This is a genomic window from Gordonia sp. YC-XJ4, from assembly GCF_059511865.1.
This window is the reverse complement of record NZ_CM183447.1, coordinates 1,538,382-1,559,713: the sequence shown is the minus strand read 5'-3', so window position 1 is coordinate 1,559,713 and position 21,332 is coordinate 1,538,382. Positions and strand designations below refer to the sequence as shown.

General features: G+C 66.1%; 16 protein-coding genes. 6 read left to right on the top strand and 10 right to left on the bottom strand.

The window, feature by feature from the left end; all coding sequences use genetic code 11:
• Positions 1 to 35: 35 nt before the first annotated feature.
• From AC5ZH6_RS06805 to AC5ZH6_RS06790, 4 genes are all read left to right on the top strand, one after another.
• Entirely contained in the window at positions 36 to 692 is a 657-nt protein-coding gene (locus AC5ZH6_RS06805; protein WP_211542223.1) for an SAF domain-containing protein, read from the top strand.
• A gap of 237 nt (positions 693 to 929) precedes the next feature.
• Positions 930 to 1,826, top strand: coding sequence for a large conductance mechanosensitive channel protein MscL (locus AC5ZH6_RS06800; RefSeq protein ID WP_271355139.1), 897 nt, complete (start codon positions 930 to 932; stop codon positions 1,824 to 1,826).
• A 127-nt stretch (positions 1,827 to 1,953) separates the two neighbouring features.
• Positions 1,954 to 4,056, top strand: coding sequence for a heavy metal translocating P-type ATPase (locus tag AC5ZH6_RS06795; RefSeq protein ID WP_496168729.1), 2,103 nt, complete (start codon positions 1,954 to 1,956; stop codon positions 4,054 to 4,056).
• 632 nt (positions 4,057 to 4,688) lie between these two features.
• Positions 4,689 to 4,946 carry a hypothetical protein gene (locus tag AC5ZH6_RS06790; protein ID WP_496168727.1) on the top strand — a complete coding sequence of 86 codons (258 nt, stop codon included), beginning with the start codon at positions 4,689 to 4,691 and terminating at the stop codon, positions 4,944 to 4,946.
• 125 nt (positions 4,947 to 5,071) lie between these two features.
• Here the strand turns inward: AC5ZH6_RS06790 and AC5ZH6_RS06785 are convergent, their stop codons facing one another.
• From AC5ZH6_RS06785 to AC5ZH6_RS06755, 7 genes are all read right to left on the bottom strand, one after another.
• Positions 5,072 to 5,746 (bottom strand): MspA family porin, encoded by a 675-nt coding sequence (locus AC5ZH6_RS06785; RefSeq protein ID WP_496168725.1) that lies wholly within the window; start codon positions 5,744 to 5,746, stop codon positions 5,072 to 5,074.
• 68 nt (positions 5,747 to 5,814) lie between these two features.
• Positions 5,815 to 6,477, bottom strand: coding sequence for an MspA family porin (locus AC5ZH6_RS06780; protein WP_496168724.1), 663 nt, complete (start codon positions 6,475 to 6,477; stop codon positions 5,815 to 5,817).
• 372 nt (positions 6,478 to 6,849) lie between these two features.
• Complete coding sequence (locus tag AC5ZH6_RS06775) at positions 6,850 to 7,098, bottom strand: hypothetical protein (RefSeq protein ID WP_496168722.1); 249 nt, start codon at positions 7,096 to 7,098, stop codon at positions 6,850 to 6,852.
• 36 nt (positions 7,099 to 7,134) lie between these two features.
• Positions 7,135 to 7,758, bottom strand: coding sequence for a MogA/MoaB family molybdenum cofactor biosynthesis protein (locus AC5ZH6_RS06770; RefSeq protein ID WP_496168720.1), 624 nt, complete (start codon positions 7,756 to 7,758; stop codon positions 7,135 to 7,137).
• A gap of 118 nt (positions 7,759 to 7,876) precedes the next feature.
• Entirely contained in the window at positions 7,877 to 9,514 is a 1,638-nt protein-coding gene (locus AC5ZH6_RS06765) for a S1C family serine protease (protein WP_496168719.1), read from the bottom strand.
• 203 nt (positions 9,515 to 9,717) lie between these two features.
• Positions 9,718 to 11,136, bottom strand: a complete 1,419-nt coding sequence (locus AC5ZH6_RS06760) for a HAMP domain-containing sensor histidine kinase (RefSeq protein WP_496169185.1) — start codon at positions 11,134 to 11,136, stop codon at positions 9,718 to 9,720.
• A gap of 233 nt (positions 11,137 to 11,369) precedes the next feature.
• On the bottom strand, positions 11,370 to 12,056 hold the full coding sequence (locus tag AC5ZH6_RS06755; protein WP_014359185.1) for a response regulator transcription factor: 687 nt from the start codon (positions 12,054 to 12,056) through the stop codon (positions 11,370 to 11,372).
• Positions 12,057 to 12,291: 235 nt separating this feature from the next.
• Here AC5ZH6_RS06755 and AC5ZH6_RS06750 point away from each other — a divergent pair, with 235 nt between their 5' ends.
• Together AC5ZH6_RS06750 and dctA are read left to right on the top strand one after the other, a co-directional pair.
• Positions 12,292 to 16,488, top strand: a complete 4,197-nt coding sequence (locus AC5ZH6_RS06750) for a bifunctional nitrate reductase/sulfite reductase flavoprotein subunit alpha (protein WP_496168717.1) — start codon at positions 12,292 to 12,294, stop codon at positions 16,486 to 16,488.
• A gap of 109 nt (positions 16,489 to 16,597) precedes the next feature.
• Positions 16,598 to 18,013: a C4-dicarboxylate transporter DctA gene (gene dctA / locus AC5ZH6_RS06745; protein ID WP_211542238.1), complete on the top strand. Its 1,416-nt coding sequence runs from the start codon at positions 16,598 to 16,600 to the stop codon at positions 18,011 to 18,013.
• A gap of 20 nt (positions 18,014 to 18,033) precedes the next feature.
• Here the strand turns inward: dctA and AC5ZH6_RS06740 are convergent, their stop codons facing one another.
• Genes AC5ZH6_RS06740 through AC5ZH6_RS06730 form a run of 3 tightly spaced genes read right to left on the bottom strand, consistent with a single transcriptional unit; the run spans position 18,034 to position 21,247 of the window.
• Entirely contained in the window at positions 18,034 to 18,405 is a 372-nt protein-coding gene (locus tag AC5ZH6_RS06740; protein WP_094602426.1) for a Rieske (2Fe-2S) protein, read from the bottom strand.
• Positions 18,402 to 20,900 (bottom strand): nitrite reductase large subunit NirB, encoded by a 2,499-nt coding sequence (nirB, locus tag AC5ZH6_RS06735; RefSeq protein ID WP_496168715.1) that lies wholly within the window; start codon positions 20,898 to 20,900, stop codon positions 18,402 to 18,404. Before nirB ends, AC5ZH6_RS06740 begins: the two co-directional genes overlap by 4 nt.
• Positions 20,900 to 21,247 carry a molybdopterin oxidoreductase gene (locus tag AC5ZH6_RS06730; protein WP_496168714.1) on the bottom strand — a complete coding sequence of 116 codons (348 nt, stop codon included), beginning with the start codon at positions 21,245 to 21,247 and terminating at the stop codon, positions 20,900 to 20,902. The genes nirB and AC5ZH6_RS06730 overlap by 1 nt, the downstream gene beginning before the upstream one ends.
• Positions 21,248 to 21,332: the final 85 nt, after the last annotated feature.

Genomic DNA, 21,332 nt, shown 5'->3' with positions numbered 1-21,332 from the left:
GATCGGGGGCGCCGAGAACCGCTAATTTGCCCGTCATGAACGTCTTCGGAGGTGGTTCGGCACTCGGGCCGCGACTGCGGGATCGCGTCGCTCACGCCCTGCGTCCCGGCTGGGCGCGATCGGTGATGATCAGGCGCAGCGCAGCGCTGCTACTCGTGGCGGTGGCCGTGGCCGTCGGCGTCACCGGTCAGCGCGCGAAGAACGATGCGCCGGTCCTGGTGGCGGCGCGCGATCTGCTTCCGGGACACACCGTGACCGGCACCGACCTGCGCGAGCTCCGCATTCCGGTGGACCTCGTGCCCGACGGAGCGCTACGGCTGACCGCCGACGGCGAGTCGCATACGGTGACCGGCCCGGTACGCGCCGGAGAAATCGTCACCGAATCGCGGCTGCTGTCGCCGCGCCTGCCGATGGAGTTGACCGGACGGGCCGATGCGCGGCTGGTACCGGTCCGACTCGCCGACGACACGGTCGCATCATTGTTACGGGCCGGGGATCTCGTGGATGTGCTCAACGCCCAGGCACAGATCCTGGCCGCGGGTGCCATCGTCGCGCTGGTTCCCGGTGCGGGCCCGACGACGCCGACGCGCGCGACGAGCAACCCGCCGATCTTGCTCGCGATGACCGAAACCGCAGCTCATCGAGTTGCCGGAGCAGGGCTCGACGTGCCACTCGCGGTGGTGCTGCACTAACCTCGCCCGCCGTTACCGCCGACCGATCAGGCCACTCCGACGCCGAGGGGACACCCGGATTCCGGGCGCCACCACGACCCACTGGACACAATTGCTGTTGCGCGTCTTGTCGACTCACTGAGCGAAATACTCAGTGTCGTTTACGATCCTGGATAGAGTTTACATAAAGTCCGTACCCACCCGTGGGCGTCGCGGCATGAATACCCGGCACCGAAGACCGATCAGGAAGGACCGGAAGTGCTCAAGGGCTTCAAGGATTTCATACTCAGAGGCAACGTCGTCGAATTGGCCACCGCGGTCATCGTCGGCGCTGCGTTCACCGGTATCGTCACGGCGTTCACCACCGGCATCATCAATCCGCTGCTCGCGGCCATCCCCACCGGACAAAGCGACTGCGGTGGCTCGACCACCAAGGCCGGCGACACCGTCGTCAACAACCCGGTCTCGGTCTGTGGGCTCGGCTTCAAGATCACCGACAATCAGGCGACCTTCCTCGACTTCGGTGGGCTGATCGCGGCGATCATCAACTTCCTGATCGTCGCCGCCGTCATCTACTTCATCATCATCGTTCCGTACAACAAGCTTGCGTCGCTGGGGAAGAAGCCCGACGAGGCCCAGGTCACCGAGATCTCGCTGCTCACCGAGATCCGCGATTTCCTCGCTCCCGAGGGGTCGAGTTCGGCAGCCAAGGAGCAGGCGCAGTCAATCCTGCCGCCGCACCTCAGCGATCCCTCCGGGCCACCGACCGGAGAGCCCGGGGGCCCGGCCAACCGTGACCCGGGCTCGGGGGCCGCGGCGGACACCACGACCAAGCGGATCAGCCCGCCGCCGGCACCGTATTCCGATCCGGCACCGTCGGGCCCGTTCACTCCGCCCGAACGTCCCAGCCAGGGGCCGGGAACCACGCCGTATCCGGGACCGGGTTCGCCGACGCCGTCTCCCGCGCCGGGCAACTATCCCCCGCCGGGTAACTACCCGCCCGCAGGCGGACAGCCCGGCAATTACCCGCCGCCCGGCAACTACCCTCCGGGTAACTATCCGCCGCCCGGTCAGCAGTATCCGGGCGAGCAGTACCCCGGGGAGCAGTACCCCGACGACTATCCGCCGGACGGCCCCGGCCGCCACTCCCGCTGAGTCGCTCGCACCTCCATCGAAGGCCCGTATCCCGAAGGGGATGCGGGCCTTTGCCGTTGGCCGAACCCGATTCTCACGGTCCAGAGCATCGTTGCATCATACCCCCTAGGGGTATATGGTCGGCAGCATGGAGCAGCACGACCAGCATGGAAACACCACCGATCACCCGGAACACACGCACTCAGCACACGCAGGCCATTCCGGTCACAGTGCGATGAGTGGTCACGCCGGGCACGGAGATCACGTTGCCGTATTTCGCCGGCTCTTCTGGATCATGGTGGTGCTCGCGATCCCGACCGTGGTGTTCAGCGGTATGTTCGCCGACCTGATCGGCTACTCGCTCCCCTCCGCCGAATGGGTGCGCTGGGTCTCCCCGGCGATCGGAAACGTGATCTATCTGTGGGGAGGTCGCCCGTTCCTCGGCGGCGCGGTCGGCGAGATCCGTTCCCGCGCGCCGGGCATGATGCTGTTGATCGCGCTCGCGATCACCGTCGCGTTTGTCGCGTCGTGGGGATCGACCCTGCATCTGCTTGATCACGAGCTTGATTTCTGGTGGGAGCTGGCACTTCTTGTCGTCATCATGCTGCTCGGTCACTGGATCGAGATGCGTTCGCTGGCGCAGGCGACATCGGCACTCGATTCGTTGGCGGCCCTGCTCCCGGACTCCGCCGAGAAGGTGGTCGACGGGCAGACCGTGAGCGTCGCGCCGGACGACCTCGTCGTCGGCGACGTGGTGCTCGTACGCCCGGGTGGCTCGATACCCGCCGACGGTGTCGTCCTGGACGGGTCGGCGAACCTCGACGAATCGATGGTGACCGGCGAATCCACGCCGGTCACGCGGGGCGTCGGGGATTCGGTGGTGGCCGGCACCGTCGCCACCGATTCCGGGTTGCGGATCGAGGTCTCGGCGATCGGCGACGACACGGCCCTGGCAGGGATCGGACGACTCGTCGCCGAAGCGCAGGGATCGTCCTCGCGGGCCCAGCGTCTCGCCGACACCGCCGCCGGCTGGCTGTTCTGGTTCGCGCTGGGCTCAGCCGTTCTGACGGCGATCGTCTGGGTCGCACTCGGGATGCCCGACGATGCCGTCGTCCGCACCATCACCGTGCTCGTCATCGCCTGCCCGCACGCGCTGGGCCTGGCCATCCCGTTGGTCGTCGCGATCGCCACCGAACGGGCCGCGCGCGGCGGGGTGCTGATCAAGGACCGCTTGGCGCTCGAGTCGATGCGGACCGTCGACGCGGTCTTGTTCGATAAGACGGGCACTCTGACCAAGGGCGAGCCCGCGGTCACCGCTGTCGAGCCGACGCCGGACCATTCCTCCGGCGACGTTCTCGCCGCTGCGGCGTCCGCAGAATCCGGCAGTGAGCATCCCCTGGCCCGCGCGATCGTGCAGGCTGCTCGCTCCGAGGAGCTGGACATCGCACCCGCACAGGACTTCTCATCGTCTCCGGCCGTCGGCGTCACCGCGGTGGCACATGGCCGCTCGATACGGGTGGGTGGTCCGCGCATGCTCGACGAGATGGGACTCGACGAGCTCGCCGTCGCCGACGACTGGCGCGTGCAGGGCGCGATCATCCTGCACGTGGTCGCCGATGGCGCGGTGATCGGCGCACTGCGACTCGCCGACGAGGTCCGCCCCGAATCGCGGCAGGCCGTCGACGCCCTACACCGCCTCGGCGTGCAGGTGGTGATGGTCACCGGAGATGCGCAGGCCGTTGCCGACAGCGTCGCCGCCGAGCTCGACATCGACCGCGTCTACGCGGGTGTACGTCCAGAAGACAAGTCCGCCACGGTTTCTGAGCTTCAGCGCGAGGGCCATCGGGTCGCCATGGTTGGCGACGGCGTCAACGACGCCCCCGCTCTGGCACAAGCCGACGTCGGCATCGCGATCGGTGCGGGCACCGACGTCGCGGTCGCCTCCGCCGGCGTCATCCTCGCATCCTCCGATCCGCGCTCGGTGTTGTCGGTGATCGAGTTGTCGCGTGCGGGCTATCGCAAGATGCAGCAGAACCTGTGGTGGGCAGCGGGATACAACCTGATCTCGGTGCCGCTGGCGGCCGGCGCGCTCGCACCGATCGGCTTCGTGCTGCCGATGAGCGTCGGCGCGATCCTGATGTCGGCGTCCACCGTCGTCGTGGCACTGAACGCCCAATTGCTGCGCCGGCTCGACATCTCACCCGAGGCGAGCACTCGCCGAATCCTGCACCAGCGCACTGAAAACGGATAATTCGACCACATCAGGCGGCGCGATCGACCGGCCAGCGCTTTCACAGGTTTCCCCGAACGACTCCCAAGGTCGCGGGCCTAATGTCGGTCCCGTCGGCAACACCCGGCCGGCTCACGGTTAATCGAGCAACCGTGGTGCCGTGCGGGAAGTGCGCATCTCCCCCGACCCGCGCACAAACCACACGGCGCACCTCTTTCCGGCAGGATCGCGGTCCTCCCCTATGCCGCGACCGACGGAACGACAAAGGGCGGGAAGCCATTTCTGGTCTCCCGCCCTTGTTGCATATCGGCAATAATTGACCGACAACTAGCCGATAGCACACTATTCTGGCCTTTGTCAGAACGGCGACATAGTCGGCATAAACGGCGCTGACCTGCACGAACAGAGTCAGACTACCAGGTGGCTCACAGCTAATTTACAAGGGCGCTCACTAGATTCTTGAGTAGGTCACCGACCACCAGGGTTGGTCGGTGCTCAACGAAAGGCAGCCCATGAAACTCATAACTCACCCTCGCATTCGGCACCTCACGCTAGCGTTCATCGGAGCAGGTGTTCTCGCCACGGCAACAGCCGGCTTGGCATCGGCCGACGCTGCTGGCCCGACAACTCCTGTGCCCGGAACCAACTGCACAGTGGCGCAAGCCGAAGACAATCTTGCGGCACAGAATCCGGCGATCTACCAGAAGATCATGCAGTATCCGGATTCGGCGCAAGGCCTCGCAGATGCGCTCGCACTCAGCCCATCCGATCGAGCTGACCATTGGGCGGAAGTCCACCCTCTTGACGCCGACAATCGCCAAATCTTCCTCGGCGTCCACGGTTGGTCCGAAGCGGAGCGCCATGCCGCAGAAGCCGCCATTGATCAGGCCGCAGAGACTTGCCGAGCGTGACGCCCCCGACGTAGGCCACGACCACGACGGACACGGCCTGCTTATGGCGACGAGAAAGGGCGGGACACCGAAACTCGGTATCCCGCCCTTACTTGCACGATCTGTGATGCGTTTCCGCTGCTCGATCAGCCGATGGAGAATGGCTTGCCGTAGAGCGTGATGACACCCTTCACTGCGTCGGTGTCCACGGTGACGGTGACCTTAGCTTTGGCCTCGGCGTAGCCCCCGCACTTCTCCAACTTGAACTGCTCCTGGCTGTAGGCCACACCACCCTGGCTGCCGGTGAAGGTGTAGTCGGTCACACCGTCGCCATCACTGTCGGTGGTCGAGATGATCGGGTAATATCCGGCTTGACCGGGCCCAAGCTTCAAGGTCGTTCCCACTCCCGCGGATGTCGTAGTCTTCGGAGTGTTAGTGCCGTTGCTTTGGACAACAACGTTGTTTCCGTCGTCATCTCCGGTGACGCCGCCACCCAGACCGATATCGACCTGGCAACCGACGATGTAGCCAGCGGCGATGGTGCCTCCGGTGGCCTCACCGCCGACGGTGACGCGTACCTTGCCCGACACCCAGACTTCACGGGACAAGTTGAAGGACTCGACGATCGAGGTCTGGTAGTTGACATTCTGGCCGAACAGCTCGATCTTGACCGGTGTGCCATCGACGAGCGTCTTGGTGAACGTGGTGTTGGCCACCGGACTGGCCGACGCAGCGCCGGTACCGGTAGCGGTGATCGCCATCAACGCGGCGCCGGTGATACCGACACCTGCCGCCACGCGGCGCGTGATGATCTTGTTCATGATTCCCCTTCGTGGAAATAAAGATCTGCCCGGAGCAGATAAATCGTGGAATGTGTTATCTGCTTCGATCAGCTGACGAAGAAGGGCTGACCGTAGAGCGAAGACTGCAGGAACGTACCCGAGCCGGTGACGGTGTCGTCGTCGTCACTGATGTCGTAGCCCTTACCGCCCCACGCCTTGGCGATAGTGCGCGCTGAGGCATATCCGCCGCAGTTCGGGAAGGTGATCTCGAAATCCGCAAGCTGGACAGCCGCGGACTTACCCGCCTTAAAGCTCTTACTCACTGAGACCGCCTGGATAGCAGCCTCGCCGGGAGCGATCGGAAGGGACACACCACCGGTGAGGGTGACGCTGGGCGGTGCCGGGAGGACCGTAAGGGATCCGCCAGTCGTAGCTGAGAATCCACTCACGTCGATCTGGCAGCCAGCGAGGACATATATGGTCAGGTTACCGTTCACGCCGTCGCTGCCCTTCGCCGCGAAGGTGCCCGACAGGAGCGCGGTGCGGCCGAGTCCGTTGTTGGCGACACGCGCGACCGAGAACTGCGAGTTACCGGTACTCGAGGTGGTGATCGACTCACCCTCGAGTCCGGTGACAACCTTCGATCCGTTCGCCAAGGGAGCCGCCGCAGCGTTTCCCGTACCCATGCTTGCCAGACCGATCGCCGCGACCGCGGTGATGGCGCATGCCCCCGCAGCACGGCGCAGCCCAAGCTTGCTGAACTTGCTCATTCGTTCCCTCTCACAGGATTCGGCTAAACCTCACAGGACATGCACCCACACATCCCGTCATGACCTCGGCGGTCGAAGGCATAGTGTCCGACTCACGTAACCCGATCACATCGATCGGGTTAACGAAAGGTGAACGGCCCTCGCCACCACCGCATCGCCACTCACATGGTTCTGCAGGACCCGCTACCGGTCCTCCACGCTGGGTACCGGTGTAGTCCGTGCGAACGCTATCTGAGAGGTCACAAAGAGAGCAACAGCTGGAATCAGTCGTGTCTCAGGAAATTCATTCACTATCATGCATCTGCCCTCAGCAATCGGAACAATGCCGAATGTTAATGACAGGAAAACTGGCTGCTGTCGGCGCTGTGACCGCTATTCGTAGTGCGGCGGACGTTCGCGGTCGTAGCGAGCACGCCCCTCGTCGGTATGACGTAGATCACGTTCATCGCGAGTTGTTTCGGGCAGCGAATCACCGAAGATCGCGTCCAGGTCACGCCGACGTCGCGCCGCCTCCCGAGCACGAACCGACTGCTCATCGGCCGAATCTGGATCGGGCGATCCATGCGCGTGACCGCATTTGCGTGCCGCGTCACCGCCGCCGTTGGTCTCATCTCCGGACAACAGATCACCTCGTCCGAGTGCGCGAATCCGACAGGGTCAGAAATCCCTGATATTCGAGATCACATATTTCGCGAGCGGTGCCACGGTCGCCATCCCGTCGCGGACCGCCGCCCGCGAGTCGGCGATATTGACCACGAGCGTCTGCCCCGAGATTCCGGCCAGCCCGCGCGAAAGTCCGCCGTCGGTTGCGCCCGCGGCCAGGCCCGAGCTGCGAACCGCTTCCTCGATACCGCGCAGCCGTCGATCCAGGAGTGGTTCCGTCGCCTCCGGCGCGACATCACGAGCCCCCACGCCCACACCGCCGACCGACACCACCAGATCGACCCCGCCGATCACCGCGGTGTTCAGGGCGTTACGGATCTCCACCTCGTCGCCGGGGACGAGAATCGTCGCGTCGACGTGGAACCCGGCTTCTTCCAGCAACTCGCCCACCAGCGGGCCGAGTGGGCTGTCGGCGTCACCATGAGCCACCCTGTCGTCGACCACGACAACCAACGCTCGTCCCACCTCGTCGCCCGTGGACTCGCGCGCCGAACCGCCTTGCCGGGCCGCGAATGCGCGCGCCGCGACGTCGGCGGCCACCACGTCGGCCGGATCCACCTCGGTAGCTTCGGTCATCGGGAGCTCGGTCACCTGGAAATCGGGGTCGCTGGTCGTCATGGCCACTGTCCTCTCTGCGTTCAGCGCGCCTACGGCGTGCTCGTGGTGATTCGGCATGGTCGTCGTCGGCCCTGCACGGTGATTCGTCGCGGTGAAGCCGAACGAACCACCTGTTCGATCAGTTCGACTGCAGGGTCGCCAATTGCACCGTCACCGTCTTCGTTTGTCCGCCTGCGGTGTAGGTGACCTGGACTCGATCACCGGGGTTGTGTGAGCGCACCGCCGCCACGAGGGCGTCACCGGTGGCGATGTTGCGGTCGTCGATCTTGGTGACGATCGCACCCTTGGGAATTCCGGCCGCTGCGGCCGGGCCGCCGGCCTGCACGTCGGCGATCAGGGCTCCGGGAGAGTTCGGATCGGTGCTCGGCCGCACCGACACCCCGAGACCGGCGTGGGTCGCCTTGCCGGTGTCGCGTAGCTCGTTGGCCACTCGAATCGCCTGGTCGATCGGGATCGCGAAGCCGAGTCCGATGCTGCCGCTCTGCTGTTCCTCGCCGCCGCTGCCGCCGCCGAGGGTGGCGATCGCGGTGTTCACACCGATCAGTGCACCACGCGCGTTGACCAGCGCGCCACCGGAATTGCCGGGATTGATCGCCGCGTCGGTCTGAATCGCGTCGATCACCGAGGTGGTGTCACCCTCGCGTTGTGTGGAGACCGGGCGGTTCAACGCGGAGATGATGCCAGTGGTGACCGTGCCCTGCAGGCCCAGCGGCGCTCCGATGGCGATGACGTCCTGGCCGACCGCGAGATTGTCGGAAGTGCCGACCTTGATCGGGGTCAGGCCGGACTTGTCGACCTTGATGACGGCGATATCGGAGATGGGATCGGCGCCCAGCACGCGGGCCGCGGAACGCGAGCCGTCCTGGAAGTTCACGACGACGTCGGTGGCGGGGCGGCCATTGCTGCCGCTCACCACGTGGTTGTTGGTCATTATGACGCCGTCGGCGCTGAGCACGACGCCCGAACCCTCACCCTGTTCGGTGCCCGTGGTGACGTCGATCGACACCACCGACGGCAAAGTCTGCGCAGCCACCTGCTGGACCGAGCCCTCCGGCGCCGGCACCGAGCCGCTGTCGCGCGCGCTGGGGTCACCGCCCAACGGTTGGTTGTTGGCCGCCGTCGACGTCGAGTCGCCGTTGAGCTGGGAGCCGACGAATCCACCGACGCCGCCGGCCACCAGGCCGATCACCAGCGCACCGGCGACGAGCGCCGCGATCAACCCGCCGCGGAACTTCTTCTTGGGGCCCTGCGGCTCGGGTAGTGGTTGCGGATCACCGAAACCGGTCCCCGGCCCAGACGGACCCGCCGGACCCGATCCGGCGCCATACGCGCCGAGCGGTTCGGTGCCGGGCGCACCGGCAGGCGCCGAACCGTAGGGCTGAGCTCCGTAGGGATCAGTGCCGAATGATTGTGTCGGCGTCGTACCCTCACCGAAACCCGGTGTCTGCGACTGCGATTCCGGGTTCGATCCGGAGCTGTCGCCGTAGGTGGAGCTCCGTTCCCACGGCGCCGAGCCCGACGAGCCGTAGTGGGGTGACCCGTACTGGGGTGACCCGTACTGGGGAGAGCCGTATTGGGGCGAACCATAAGTGGGGATGGGGCCGGTCGAGGGACCGGGCGAATATCCGGGCGCACCCGACTCCTGGCCCGGACGGCCATAGGCTCCCGTCCACCCGGACTCACCGGAGTTCGGCGCGCCACCAGGGTTCTGCGCGTCATCACCGTACGGCCCGCGGTGCGAACCTCCACCCGTCATCGTCGTCCCCACATCTTTCGTCGAGAATCCCTGCCGGCGGGCGCATGTCCGCCAGTCGTGTCGTCGACACCGGTCCTGTGTCGCTCGCCCTGGTTGTCACCGCGGCTGTCCGTCACCGTTGTCGTGGCGCAGACAACCCTAGGCGATCAAGTACCTGGCCTGCGCGCGAACGCCGTCCCGGGCATCGCTGTCGAGTCATCTCTCTACTGACGAACCACCTGCGGCGTTGGTTCCATCGGCGCCGGATGCCCCGGCAATGTCATTCGGATGACTGCTCCGCCGAGGTGTGACTGTTCGGCACGTACCGTGCCACCCATGCGGACCACCACCTGACGCACGATCGCCAGCCCGAGTCCCGACCCGGGCATCGACCGCGACTGAGTGGCGCGGTAGAAGCGCTCGAACACCAGCGCCCGGTCCTCCTCCGGAATGCCGGGGCCGGCGTCGGCGACGGCCAGTTCGGCGGTGGTGGGGGTCAGCTGGGTGAGCGTGACCTCCACCGTGCGTCCGCGCGGCGACCACTTGGCGGCATTGTCGAGCACGTTGAGCACCGCGCGGGCGAGGCCGTGCTGATCGCCGAAGACGAACCACGGCATCAGCGTCGTGCTGAATTCCACATCCGATCGGCGACGACGTACCCGCTCGAGCGCTCCGGAGACCACCTCACCGAGGTCGATCTCCTCGTGCACCACTTCCGGGGCATCCTCGCGGGCGAGGTCGACGAGATCGCCCACGAGCGTCGACAATTCGCCGATCTGGGCCATCACATCCGAGCGCAGCTCCACCATGTCGGCAGCGGGCACCTGTGGTGCTCCGGGTTCGCTCGAGGCGATCAGCAGTTCGAGGTTGGTACGCAGCGACGTCAACGGCGTGCGTAATTCGTGCCCGGCGTCGGCGACCAATCTCGCCTGCTGGTCCCGGGATTCGGCGAGCGCACGCAACATCGTGTTGAAGCTCTCGGTCAACCGTGCCAACTCGTCGTTGCCGGTGACGGGGATCGGCGTGAGGTCCTGGGTGCGGGCCACCCGTTCGGTGGCCCGTGTGAGTCTGGCGACGGGTCTCAACCCCGCTCGGGCCACGGTCATGCCGGCCAGCGCGGCCAGAGCCACCCCACCGCAGCCGACCACGAAGAGCACCCAGGCCAACCGTTTGAGCGTGCGATCGGTGTGCAGCAACGACTGCGCCAGGATCAGGGTGCTGCCGTCGTCGAGTTTGCGGGCGAGCACCCGCTGGTTGTTGATCGTCCGCAGGCTCTGCGCGTTGTTGCCCGGCCGTGTCGGCGACAACGCCACCGACCGCTCGGCATCACCGAAGGGCACCTCGCCGACGGTCAGCGCGACACCGTCCGGGCGGACGAGACCGATGGAGATGCTGGTGGAGAACACGGTTCCGGTCAGCAGCGCCGCCGGACGCTGGTTGATCGTGCCGTTCTTGGCCAGCAACGTCATGCCGTCGGCACGGCTCTCCAGCCCGGTGTCGATCTCGTTGTACATCGCGCGGTAGACCACGAAGTAGGCGGCTGCGGCCATCAGACTCACCGCGAGCAGCACCACCGTCGCCGAGAGCAGTGTCACGCGCACTCGCAGGGAGACCGAGCGCGTCAACGGCATCGGCGCCCGCATCTCGCGCTCGCCGTGTTTGCGCAGGCGAAACCACCGACGCGCGGCACCTCGACGAATCCGCAGGGGCATCGAGCTGCCGGGGTTCATCGCCGACGCGTGCGGAGTCGTCGCGTGCAGAGCCGACTCATGCAGTGGTGACGACGGTGTGTCCGACGTGGTGTGTCCCTCTGTGAAGGGCAACGGCGACGCGGAATCCGTCTCGGCGCCCACCGGGGAATGTCTGGGGTTGGCCACTACGGCGGCGTCTCCCGCAGCACGTATCCGACGCCGCGCACGGTGTGGATCAGGCGGGTCTCCCCGTCGGCCTCGGTCTTGCGGCGCAGGTAGCCGACGTAGACCTCGAGGGCATTACCGGAGGTCGGGAAGTCGTAGCCCCACACCTCTTCGAGGATCCGGCTGCGCGAGAGCACCCGCCGCGGATTGGCCATCAGCATTTCCAGCAGCGCGAACTCGGTGCGCGTCAGACTGATCTGGCGTTCGCCGCGGTAGACGTCGCGGGTCACCGGGTCGAGTGAGAGATCCGCGAACGTCAGGGTCTCCGAGTCGGCGCCGTCCTCGGGGGCCGCGCGACGCAGCAGGGCACGCAAACGCGCGAGGAGTTCCTCCATCGCGAACGGCTTGGGCAGGTAGTCATCGGCTCCGGCGTCGAGGCCGGCCACCCGCTCGGACACCGAATCGCGGGCGGTCAGCACCAGAATCGGCAGGTCATCACCGGTGGAACGCAATCGCCGGCACACCTCGAGGCCGTCGAGGCGCGGCATCATCACATCGAGGATGGCGACGTCGGGTCGCTCCGCAACCACCTTCTCCAGGGCTTCGATGCCGTCACCTGCGGTGTCGACGGTGTAGCCGTTGAAGGTGAGCGATCGGCGTAACGACTCACGCACGGCCCGATCGTCGTCGACCACGAGTATTCGCATGGGTACTAGTTTTATCCACAACTACTGAGAGGTGTCTGAGCAACGCGCAGGTCGTGTGAACTTTGGCACCGAGCGTGGGACCCGTGGTGCGGGGCATTGCCGGCACCAGCGCCGCGGTGCGGTGCGCTGGAAGGAGGAAGCCCGCACATCTACCGACCACCTGTGTGAGGCCAAGTTGATTGCGGTGTAACCGCGGCATTCGGGTCGTGAAACACACGGTACCGACGCTGGGACGGTGAGCCCGCCGAGTACTTCGCCGTCGACCACCGCAACGCTGTGCGCCTATTGCGGGGTCGGCTGCGGGCTCGATCTGACGGTGTCCGGCGAGTCGGACGAGCCGATGCGGGTCCTCAAGAGCACGGGGCGCAAGGATCACCCGACGAACTTCGGTCGGCTGTGCACCAAAGGCTCCACCACCGCCGACATGCTGAATTCCGGCGGCCGGCTGACCGCCCCGCTGGTGCGTTCTTCCCGCGACGCCGAGCCGCAGCCCGCCGACCTCGACGACGTCCTCCTCGACACCGCCGGCCGGCTGCGCGCCATCATCGACGAGCACGGCCCCGACGCGGTGGCCCTGTACGTGTCCGGTCAGATGTCGATGGAGGCGCAGTACCTCAGCAACAAGCTCGCCAAGGGCTTCATCGGCACCAACCAGATCGAGTCCAACTCGCGCCTCTGCATGGCCAGCGCCGGCACCGGCTACAAGCAGTCACTCGGCGCCGACGGCCCACCGGGCTCCTATCAGGACTTCGACAACGCCGACGTCTTCTTCGTCATCGGCGCCAACATGGCCGACTGCCACCCGATCCTGTTCCTGCGGATGATGGACCGCGTCAAGGCCGGCGCCACCCTCATCGTCGCCGACCCGCGACGCACCGCCACCGCCGACAAAGCCGACCTGTACCTACCCGTCCGCTCCGGCACCGACCTCGCACTGCTCAACGGAATCCTGCATCTGCTGATCGTCGGCGGCCATCTCGACGAGGAGTTCATCGCCGAGTTCACCGACGGCTTCGAGCAGATGCCGTCCTTCGCCGAGCAGTACCCGCCAGAGCGGGTGGCCGAGATCTGCGGGATCGACGACAAGGACCTACGGGCCGCGGCGGCGTTGATCGGCACCGCCGGCAACTGGATGAGTTGCTGGACGATGGGCCTCAACCAGTCGACGCACGGAACGTGGAACACCAACGCGCTCATCAATCTTCACCTCGCCACCGGTGCGATCTGCCGTCTCGGCAGCGGGCCGTTCTCGCTGACCGGTCAGCCCAACGCCATGGGTGGCCGCGAGATGGGTTACATGGGACCAGGATTGCCCGGTCAGCGTGCCGTCACCTCCGACGAGGACCGGGCCTTCGTCGAAGAGCAATGGGACCTGCCCGCCGGAACGCTGCGCACCGACGTCGGCGGCGGCACCATCGACATGTTCTCCCGCATGGCCGACGGACAGATCAAGGCGTGCTGGATCATCTGCACCAATCCCGTTGCCTCGGTGGCAAATCGGAGCACCGCCATCGACGGCCTTCGTCGAGCCGAGTTGGTTGTCACCCAGGACGCCTTCACCGATACTGAGACCAACGCCTACGCCGACGTGATCCTGCCCGCCGCCCTGTGGAGCGAGTCCACCGGCACCATGGTCAACTCCGAGCGCAACGTCACATTGTTCTCCCCAGCCATGCCGCCACCCGGTCAGGCGTTGCCGGACTGGCAGATCATCGCTCGGATCGCCTGTGCGATGGGTTATTCCGACGCCTTCACCTACGACAGCGCCGAGGAGGTCTTCGACGAGATCCGCCGCTTTCACAACCCGCGCACCGGCTATGACCTGCGCGGTCTCACCTACGAGCGGTTGCGCCGCTCCCCCATCCAGTGGCCGTGTCCGCCGGAGGACACCGACACCGACGGGCGGCACCCCGTCCGCTACCTCAACGACGGTCACAGCCAGACGCTGCACCAGCTCAACGACGACGCCCGCCCTCGGTTGGCCTTCGCCACACCGACGCGTCGCGCACAATTCTTCGCGCGGCCGCACGTCGATCCGGCGGAGATGCCCGACGACGACTACCCGATTTTGCTCAACACCGGACGCCTCCCACACCAGTGGCACACGCTGACCAAGACCGGGCGGGTCGCCAAGCTGAACAAACTCGCACCCGGACCGTTCGTCGAGATCCACCCCGATGATGCTGCCCGGCTGGCGATTTCCGACACCGACCGTGTCGAGGTGGCCTCCCGACGCGGGCGTGCGGTACTACCGGCCCAGGTGTCCGACCGCGTCCGCCCGGGCAGCGTCTTCGTCCCCTTCCACTGGAACGACCTCTGGGGCGAGAGCCTCGCGATCAACGCGGTCACCTCCGATGCCATCGACCCCGCCTCCCAGCAACCGGAGTTCAAGGTGTGTGCCGTCGCCCTCACCAGAGTCGGTGCCGCCGAACCGCCGCCGACAGCGCGTTCGGTCCCGTCGACAGCGCCCGCCACCGCGCCGACCGCGCCTGCCATCCCGGCGACGGCGCTCGCCACCGCGCCGACAGCGCTCGTGGACTCGCTCGCGGCGGCCCTCGGCGTCTCCGACATCACCACTCCGTCTTTCACCGAGTCCGAACGGACCTATCTCGCCGGCCTCGTGGCCGGACTCCGCGCGGCACCACCCCACGACGCGGTGCCGACACTGCCCGCGAGCGCGCCGCTCACGGCGGACACCTTGGCCTTTGTCAACGGAGTACTGGCCGGCATGTTCTCACGCTCGGCCCGCGCCAACCCGGATGCCGATGCGAGATCCGTCGAGGCGCCGGTGCCGTCACGCGCAGCGATCAGCGTCCTGTGGGCGTCGCAGATGGGCAACGCCGAAGACTTCGCCGAGACCCTGGTCGCGCGTTTACGCGAGGGCGGACATCCGGTGACGGCCACCGCGATGGACGAGTGCGATCCGAGTACCTTGTCCGGCACCGCACTGTTCGTCACGGCGACCACCGGCGACGGTGAAGCACCGGACAACGGCACCGGCTTCTGGGAGCGACTGAACGCCGACGACGCGCCCGCACTCGACGAATTGGCCTATTCGGTACTGGCTTTCGGCGATTCCAGTTATGACGACTTCTGCGGCCACGGACGCAGACTCGACGAACGGCTCGCCGAGCTCGGGGCGACGCGCCTGACCGACCGGGTGGACTGCGAGCCGGACTTCGAGGAGCCCGCCGGGGTGTGGCTCGAGCGCGTTCTCACCCGTCTCACTCCCGAGGCCCCGACGCCCACCGCCGCACGCGTCGAGGTTCGCGAACCCGCCGCGCAGGTCAGTTCGCCCGGGTATTCACGCAAGAAGCCATTGCGTACCAGCCTGATCCACAACAGACGATTGAACACCTCCGGCTCGGCGAAGGATGTGCGCAACTTCGCCTTCCACCTTCCGCCGGGCACCCTGGATTATCGGGCCGGCGACGCGCTCGGCGTCTACCCACGCAACAGCGAGAGCCTGGTTGACGAGTGGCTACACCACACACGCCTCGACCCGCAGGCCAGAGTCGAGATCCCCGACGGCCCATCGGGACCGGGTGGGACGACCACCCTCGACACGGCGCTTCGTGACCACCTCGAGATCGCGCGCCTCACACCCGATCTCGTCCGGTTCATGGCCGAACGCAGCGGCGATCAGGCATTGTCCACACTCGCAGCACCTGGCAACAAGGAGGAGTTCGGTGCATGGTCGTGGGGACGACAATCGGTCGACGTGCTGGCGACAACCCGCGTCGACGCCGACCCGCAGGAATGGGTCGACCACATCAAACCCCTTGCACCACGCTCGTACTCGATCTCGTCCTCACCCCTGACCGCACCGGGCGAAGTCCACCTGACGGTGTCCGCGGTGCGCTACAACGTGCACGGCATCCCACGGCAGGGCGTGTGTTCGACCTTCCTCGCCGACCACGCCGAGAGCGCCGAGGTGGGCGTCTTCGTGACGCCCACCAACCACTTTCGCCCGCCCGCCGACCCCGACACCCCGATGATCATGATCGGACCCGGCACAGGGATCGCACCATTTCGCGCATTCCTGCACGAGCGGCGTGCACTCGGGCACGGTGGGCGCAACTGGTTGTTCTTCGGAGAACAACACAGCGCCACCGACTTCTACTATCGCGACGAGCTCACCGACATGCTCTCCGACGGCCTGCTGACCCGCCTCGACGTCGCCTTCTCCCGCGATCAGGACCGCAAGATCTACGTGCAGGACCGCATCGCCGAACACGGCGCCGAGCTCTACCGATGGCTGCACGACGGTGCTCACATCTATGTGTGCGGAGACGCGAGCCGAATGGCCCGCGACGTCGATGCGACGATCAAAGGTGTTGTCGCCCAGTATGGAAAACTGTCGGAGAAGAGCGCCGAGCAGTACGTCAAGGCGCTCGCCGCCGACAAGCGGTATGTGCGCGATGTGTACTGACCGAGCGGGACCAGGGGCCGGGATCCCGCGGATCATGCACAGAGGTGAATTCACCTCACTGTAATGGTCGTTTAACTATAGAGAATTGGCTCGTTGCCACACTCGCCGGATGACCACAGACATCACCGTGCCGTCGGAGGGACCCACCCGCACAACCCGGGGCGCCTGGTACACCTCGCTGTTCACCTGGCTGATCGTGGCGATCATCGCCGGTATCGTCCTCGGAGCACTGTGGCCCGATGCCGGATCGGCACTCAAACCCCTGGCAGATGGGTTCATCAAGCTCATCAAGATGCTCATCGCGCCCATCATCTTCTGCACCGTCGTGCTCGGGATCGCTCACGTCGGTGACCTGAAGTCGGTGGGCCGCATCGGCGTCAAGGCACTCATCTACTTCGAGGTGGTCACCACCTTCGCGTTGATCTTCGGCCTGGCGGTCGGCAACATCGTCAAGCCCGGCAGCGGATTCAGCATCGACCCGCAAACCCTGGCCACCGGCGCCGACGCGGTCGCCAAATCGACCGGCAACGGCGAACTACCGCACACGGTCGAGTTCCTCATGAATATCATTCCCACGTCGGTGATCTCGGCGTTCGCGGAGAACGAGCTCCTGCAGGTGTTGTTCTTCGCCGTGTTGTTCGGACTGGCACTGGCGAAACTGGGATCCAAGGTCCCCGTCGTCGTCTCGTTCGTGGACCAGTCCAGCCACGTCTTCTTCCTGATCATCGGCTGGATCATGAAACTCGCGCCCGTCGGCGCCTTCGGCGCGATGGCCTATATCGTCGGCCAATACGGACTGTCGTCACTGGCGAGCTACGGAAAGCTCATCGCGTGCTGCTACCTCGCCGTAGTGCTGTTCATCCTCGTGCTGGCCGCGGTCGTCCGTGTCTTCGCCGGAGTGAATCTCTGGAAGTTCCTGCGCTACATCAAGGACGAACTGTTCATCGCGCTCGGCACCGCCTCCACCGAGGTCGTGTTGCCGCGCATCATGACCAAACTGACCTACGCCGGATGTTCGCGGACCACCACCGGACTCGTGGTACCCACCGGCTACTCGTTCAACCTCGACGGAGCCACCCTCTACCTGTCGATCTGCGTGCTGTTCCTCGCGCAAGCACTCGGCGTGAATCTCAGTCTCGGCGAACAACTGACGGCCGTCCTCGTCCTCATGCTGACCTCCAAGGGCATGGCCGGGGTGCCGGGGTCGTCGTTCCTCGCTCTGTCTGCGACGGTGACCGCCATCGGCCACGGCAGCATTCCCGTAGCGGCGGTGGCCCTTCTGCTCGGTGCCGACCGCATCATGGATTCGATGCGCGTGTCGGTGAATCTGCTCGGCAACTGCGTGGCCACCTTCGTCGTCGCCAATTGGGAAGGCCAGCTGGACAAAGAACGGATGCGACTCGTCCTCGACGGCCGTCCGGTGCCCGCGCTCGAGGACATCGACGCCATGTCCGGACAGGTGGAGTTGCTTGCCGAGGAGGAGGCCATGCTCGAGGTGGCTGCGCAGGACGTCGCGAAAGGCTGACGCGGGCCGGCGAGTTTCCGCTACGCCCACACCACGATGCGTCCGTCGCGGTCCTCGACGCGGTAGACCTCGATCGTCCCGATACCCGCTGTGGTGCAACCACCGTCGGCGAAACCGAACGCGTACTGGTGGAGCGGGCAGACGATGGTGCCGAGGTCGAACTGTCCGTCGGCGAGCGGGCCGCCCTTGTGCGGGCAGACCGCGGAGGTGGCGCGCAGCGTGCCGTCGGTCATCCGGAACACCGCTATCTGCTTGTCGCCGAGCACATATGCGCGACCCTCACCGAGTACGAGGTCGGCCATCTCGCCGATCTCCACGGGTTCCGCGGTGACGGGCTCGGAACTGACGGACTCGGAGCTGACGGACCCCGGCGCCCGGCGCACCGCGGTCACCGGACCGGTACCTGCGGCAGCGGCAACAGTGGCAGGGCGGAGGAGAATTGGGCGGGCGACTTCGGCTCGTCACGGTCGAGCCACGGGTCGACGTAGCCGGCGACCGCCTCGTCGATACGCTCCTGCAAACCCGCGACGAGATCGTCCCGATCGTCGACGAGGATCGCACGCAGCTCGTCGATCCCGATCCGCGGCACCCACGCATAGGTGCGTTCGAGCCACTTGGCGTTCTCCCGGTAGTACTGGATGAAGATGCCGCACAGGCGGATCACCTCCTCCGGGGAGTCGGCGGTGGCCAGCAGATCACCCTTGCGAATGTGCGCGCCGGCCGCACCGCCGACGTAGATCTCCCAGAGTCCGTTGCCGATGGCCACCACCCCGAAGTCCTTGCACAGTGCCTCCGCACAGTTGCGGGGGCATCCGGTGACCGCCAGTTTGAGCTTGGCCGGCGATTCCAGTCCCTGATATCGCGACTCGATGGCGATCCCCAGCGCCGTCGAGTCACCGAGGCCGAACCGGCAGTAGTCGGTGCCCACACAGGTTTTCACCGTCCGGAAGCTCTTGCCGTAGGCATAGCCCGACGGCATGCCGAGATCGGCCCACACCTTGGGGAGGTCTTCCTTGGTGACGCCCAGCAGATCGAGCCGTTGCCCGCCGGTCGCCTTGATCATCGGAATGTCGTATTTCTCTGCGACATCGGCGATCCGGCGCAGCTGTTGCGGCGAGGTGACCCCGCCCTTCATCTGCGGCACCACCGAGAACGTGCCGTCGCGTTGGATGTTCGCGTGCACCCTGTCGTTGACGAACAACGCGCCCGGCTCGCGCTGCCAGTCGGCTCCCCACACCACCCGCAGCAACGACGCCAACGGCATTTTCGCCGTCGCATCCTCCCCTCCGGGTGCGAGCGCGGCGAACACCGCGCTGACCGACCGCAGATCCTGACACCGGATCGCTTCGATCAGTGCAGGTTTCGCCAACGGGATGCACGGGACGTACCAGTCGGCGGAGGCATCGGAGGTCAATGCGTCGCCGGCCGCGACCTCGACGATGTCGGCGACGAGCCCCTTGCACGAGCCACACCCCTTGCCCGCGCGGGTGGCCGCGCACACCTCGGCGACACTGGTGGCACCACCGCGGACGCACGCCACCAGATCACCCTTGGTGACGCCGTTGCAGTTGCACACCTGCGCATCGTCGGACAGCTCCGCGGCACCGGTTGCCGCACTGGGGGTTCCCATGTCGAACAGCATCGAGATGCGTTCGTCGGGTAACGGCACCTTCTCGTCGAAGGCCTGGGTGAGGAAGCCGACCTTGGAGACGTCGCCGAGGAGCATCGCGCCGATGAGTTTGTTGTCGCGCACCACCACCGACTTGTAGATGCCGTTGCGCGGTTCGTAGAACTGGACGAACTCGTCGTCCTCGCGTTCCGGGCCCTTGACACCCATCGCCGCGACGTCCACTCCCGCCACCTTCAGCTTGGTGGTCAGACGTGAACCGTGGTACTCCGCGTGCGGGTCGGCGCCGGTGAGTACGTCGGCGAGGACCGCCGCCTGTTCCCATAGTGGCGCGACCAGGCCGTACACCTCGCTGCGGTGTTGTGCGCATTCGCCGACGGCGTAGATGAACGATTCGTCCTCGCAACGCATCTGGTCGTCGACGACGATTCCGCGTTCGACGACGAGCCCGGCGCCGCGTGCGAGTTCGACGTTGGCGCGGATACCCGCGGTCACCACGATCATGTCGGCGGGAAGGGTGTCACCGTCGGTGAACTGCACGCCCGCAACGGTTCCGGTGTCGGTACGCAGGACAGCGGTGGTGCGTTTACCGGTGTGTACACCCACCCCGAGCGCTTCGATGGTGTTGCGCAGCACTTTTCCGCCACGCTCGTCGAGCTGCTGGTTCATCAGGTGCCCGGGTGAGTGCACCACGTCGACCGCGACCCCTTGGGTGGTCAAGCCGTATGCGGCCTCGAGCCCGAGCAGCCCACCGCCGATGACCACCGCACGAACCCGATCTCGTGCGGTGGCCATCTGCAGCATGCCGTTGGTGTCGGCGATGGTGCGGAACCCGAAAACACCGCGCGCCAACCGGCCGTCGGGTTCGCGCAAACCGTCCATGTTGGGGAAGAACGTGTGCGAACCCGTCGCGATGATCAACACGTCGAAGCCGATGACCCGGCCGCTCTCACAGGTGACCGTTTTGGCAAAGCGGTCCACCGCGACCGCGCGATCCCCGGCGTAGAGCGTGACGCCGTTGTCGGAGTACCACGACATCGGATTCAGCATCAGATCGTCGTCGTCGACCGCGTTCTCTCCGGCGAGCACGTGCGAGAGCATGATGCGGTTGTAGTTGCCGTAGGGTTCGTCGCCGATCATCGTGATGAAGAACTGGTCGCCGCCACCGCGGGCCAGGATCTCCTCGACCGTGCGAGCGCCGGCCATGCCGTTGCCGACGACGACCAGCCGACGTTTGGGCGTCGCGTCCTGATCCCACATCAGATGAGAACCATCCCGAAATCGATCACGACCTCCGCGCTGCATCCCTCCGGCGCAGCCAGGACCAGCTCGAGGATCGAATCCGGGTCGACGTCCTCGACCACCCGCAACGGAACGTTCACCGCACCCCGTGCCCCCATCGGGAAGATCCGCATGGGCGCGCCGTCGCGAGTGAGGGTCACATAGATCAGCTCGTCGGCGCTGTTGCCGCCCCGAAAGTACAACGGCTGCGCGGTCAGTCCGGAGGGCACCACATACGACAGCACCGGATCGATCGGCGCGGGCTTGGCAAGCCCGGAGCCGGTGAACGCGAAGACGCCCTGAAGGAAGTGCGGGGTACTGGCCATGGGGCCACTATCCCGACGCCGCGTGAAATACGACTTGCTGCCGTGTTACGGGGGCGTTGTCAGGCGCTCACGTGGCACCGACGCC